The following is a 3476-nucleotide window of genomic DNA, read 5'->3' on the forward strand; positions in this document are numbered from 1 at the left end:
TGCGTCTTCGTGAACGTGCAGGCGCTGGCGGCGGTGATCAATTCCTTGTCGGTCAAAAGCAGCATCTGATCGGCGGCGACTTCCTGGCCGTTGCGGTTGATGCAGCCATATTTGTCGCCATAGGGTTTCGACAGATCGATGCCTGCCGCGGAAGCCTGACCGGCAGTCAAAACGACAACCACCGCAACAGACAGACTAAAACYACGCATGCTCATTCCCCCATTGCCCAACGTCAAGAACATGATTGCAGCGGCCCCAGTTTCTCAAGGCCGGGAATGGTGACCAAGAAACCATCCTCTCCCTTGTTGGTGACCACGATGGTTTCGCTCGTCGTCCCCGCCTCGCCCTCGGCGGAACAGGTTGCATCAAGCGATTGCGTACCCAGAGCCGTCGTCAATTGCTGCTCGAACCGGCAACCACTGCCATAGGTCTCGATGCCTTCCGCGGTCAGCAGGATATAGGCATCGCTGTCCTGATACCCGGCCTTGACGCCGGCACAGCCGACATCATTGCCCCAGGAGCCGGCCAGCACCCCGGCCGCACTTGCCGGACCACCGGCAACTGCCGCCAGGACCACCGAGATGAGCGCGGCCGAACGCGCCAAGCTCAGACCCCGGTCGCCGGAATGCCTGACCGTTCGACCTTGCGCGGCGCGGTGATGTCTTTCCACGTCGACAGCGCCCGGTTGACCGCCGCGTTCGGCTCGCGGCCGACGAAYTGGCCATGGCCGGGCTTGGCCTTCACCTCGGCATCCTCGATAGACAGTTCGCCGCGCGAGAAGACGAAGCGCGGCAGGCCGGTCACTTCGAAGCCTTCGAACACGTTGTAGTCGATCACCGAYTGCTGCTTCTTSGMCGAGATCGTCTTCTTSCGCTTCGGRTCCCAGACGACGATGTCGGCATCAGCGCCTTCGACGATGGCGCCCTTCTTCGGATACATGTTGAGGATCTTGGCGATGTTGGTCGAGGTCACAGCGACGAACTCGTTCATCGTCARCCGGCCGGTGWTGACGCCRGTGGTCCACAGCACCGGCAAACGGTCTTCCAGACCGCCGGTGCCGTTGGGGATCTTGGTGAAATCGCCGACGCCGTTGCGCTTCTGCTTGGTGGTGAAGGCGCAATGGTCGGTCGCCACCACTTGCAGCGATCCGGCCTGCAGGCCGGCCCACAGCGAATCCTGGTGCAATTTGTTGCGGAAAGGCGGGCTCATCACGCGGCGCGCCGCATGGTCCCAGTCCTTGTTGAAATATTCGCTTTCATCGAGGGTCAAATGCTGGACCAGCGGCTCGCCGAACACGCGCATGCCCTTCTGTCGCGCCCGGCGGATGGCCTCGTGTGCTTGTTCGCAGGAGACATGCACGACATAGAGCGGCACACCGGCCATGTCGGCGATCATGATGGCGCGGTTGGTTGCCTCGCCTTCCACTTCCGGCGGGCGTGAATAGGCGTGGCCCTCAGGGCCATTGTTGCCTGCGGCGAGCAGCTTCTGCGAGAGCGCTGCGACCACGTCGCCATTTTCGGCGTGCACCAAAGGCAGCGCGCCAAGGTCGGCGCAGCGCTGGAACGACGCATACATCTCGTCGTCGTCGACCATCAGCGCGCCCTTGTAGGCCATGAAGTGCTTGAACGAAGTGATGCCCTTGTCGACGACAGTGGCCATTTCGTCGAACACCTGCTTGCCCCACCAGGTGATCGCCATGTGGAAGGAATAGTCGCAGGCAGCCTTGGACGTCTTGTTGTCCCACATCTGCAGGGCCTCCAACAGCGATTGCTGCGGCGCCGGCAGGCAGAAATCGACCACCATCGTCGTGCCGCCGGCAAGGGCTGCCCGCGTGCCGGATTCGAAATCGTCGGCCGAATAGGTGCCCATGAACGGCATTTCGAGATGGGTGTGCGGATCGATGCCACCCGGCATGACATAGCAGCCGGTGGCGTCGTACTCATGATCGCCATGCAGGTCCGAGCCGATGGCGACGATCTTGCCGTGCTGCATCAGCACGTCGGCCTTCCATGTGCGGTCGGCGGTGACGATGGTGCCGTTCTTGATGACTTTGGTCATTTTCATGTTCCCTTGTTCCAAACGGCGCGACTTCTTCTGATCGCTGCCGTATCAACCTCTATATCGCCAGATAACAACCGACCGCGTCACCTCGGATGCCAATTGACACACAGCGATCTTCCGTTCGATAAACCAGAAGAAATTCTTGCTTGTGAGGTTCGTAGGCCAAAAGGTAACCGTCGCGATCGTCTGTAACCACCGAACATCTCTCGACAACCGGTGTCTCGCTTTCCATATCCGCGAGGGTGTCACGGCGATCAACGTCGATCCAGTAGGGCTTCACCAATGCTGCGCGGAATCGCGCGAGGTCAGCTATGACGACGTCTTCGGCTAACGGCACACCCACCAAATCAGTCCGATCTTTCGTCAGCGCTGGGTAGTCGTATTCGTCGATTTCTTTGCGAATGAATGCGACTAGAGCATCAAAATCCAGATCGTTTTTATCCTCCATAACTCACTCCACGATGACAGCCGTCTCCACCACCGCATGGAACAGCACGTCGGCACCGGCCGAAGCCCATTCCTTGGAGATTTCCTCAGCCTCGTTGTGTGACAACCCGTCAACGCAGGGACACATCACCATGGCGGTCGGGGCAACGCGGTTGATCCAGCAGGCGTCGTGGCCGGCGCCCGAGACCAGATTGCGGTGCGAATAACCGAGCCGTTCGGCGGCATCGCGGATCGCCTTGACGCAGCCGGCGTCGAAAGTAACGGGATCGAACGCGCCGACCTGCTCTATCTTGTACTGGATATCGAGCGCCTCGCAGATCGTGTCGATGCCTTCGCGGATGCGGCCRTCCATGGCGTCCAGCACTTCCTTCTCCGGCGAGCGGATGTCGATGGTGAAGACGGTGCGGCCGGCGATGATGTTGCGCGARTTCGGAAASACTTCCATGTGGCCGACMGCGCCGACKGCGTCSGGCTGRTAGTCCATGGCRATCTCGTGCACSAGYTCGATSACGCGRGCCATGCCGAGACCGGCATTGCGGCGCTTGGGCATCGGCGTCGAGCCGGTATGGGCTTCCTTGCCGGTCAGCGTCACCTGCAGCCATTTCAGCCCCTGGCCGTGGGTGACGACACCGATGTCGATGTCTTCGTCCTCGAGGATCGGGCCCTGCTCGATATGCAGTTCGAAGAAGGCGTGGATCTTGCGATCTCCGACCTTCTCGGTGCCCTTCCAGCCGATGCGCTCCAGTTCCTCGCCGAATTTCTTGCCCTGCTTGTCGGTGTGCTCGTAGACATCGGCCTGATCGAGCACGCCGGCGAACACGCCGGATGCCATCATCGCCGGGGCAAAGCGYGAGCCTTCCTCRTTSGTCCAGTTGGTGACGACRATCGGRTGTTTGGTCTTGATGCCGAGATCGTTGAGCGAGCGCACCACTTCCAGCCCGCCSAGMACGCCGAGGACGCCGTCATAC

General features: G+C 60.9%; 4 protein-coding genes and 1 pseudogene. All 5 read right to left on the reverse strand.

From position 1 onward, the window contains the following. Positions 1 to 209: pseudogene (locus AC1DX0_RS32980) on the reverse strand (hypothetical protein); the annotation flags it as partial. Positions 210 to 232: 23 nt separating this feature from the next. After that, the gene (locus tag AC1DX0_RS32985; RefSeq protein WP_477221877.1) at positions 233 to 604 is read right to left on the reverse strand and encodes a hypothetical protein; all 372 of its coding nucleotides are present in this window, start codon (positions 602 to 604) and stop codon (positions 233 to 235) included. Positions 605 to 606: 2 nt separating this feature from the next. Beyond that, positions 607 to 2058, reverse strand: a complete 1452-nt coding sequence (gene hydA, locus AC1DX0_RS32990; protein ID WP_477358557.1) for a dihydropyrimidinase — start codon at positions 2056 to 2058, stop codon at positions 607 to 609. A gap of 58 nt (positions 2059 to 2116) precedes the next feature. Further along, positions 2117 to 2509 carry a hypothetical protein gene (locus AC1DX0_RS32995; protein WP_477221875.1) on the reverse strand — a complete coding sequence of 131 codons (393 nt, stop codon included), beginning with the start codon at positions 2507 to 2509 and terminating at the stop codon, positions 2117 to 2119. A gap of 3 nt (positions 2510 to 2512) precedes the next feature. Further along, positions 2513 to 3476 (reverse strand): Zn-dependent hydrolase (locus AC1DX0_RS33000; protein ID WP_477358559.1); only part of this gene is annotated, 964 nt, incomplete at its 5' end.

It is taken from the genome of Mesorhizobium sp. P3_A9 (assembly GCF_056402975.1).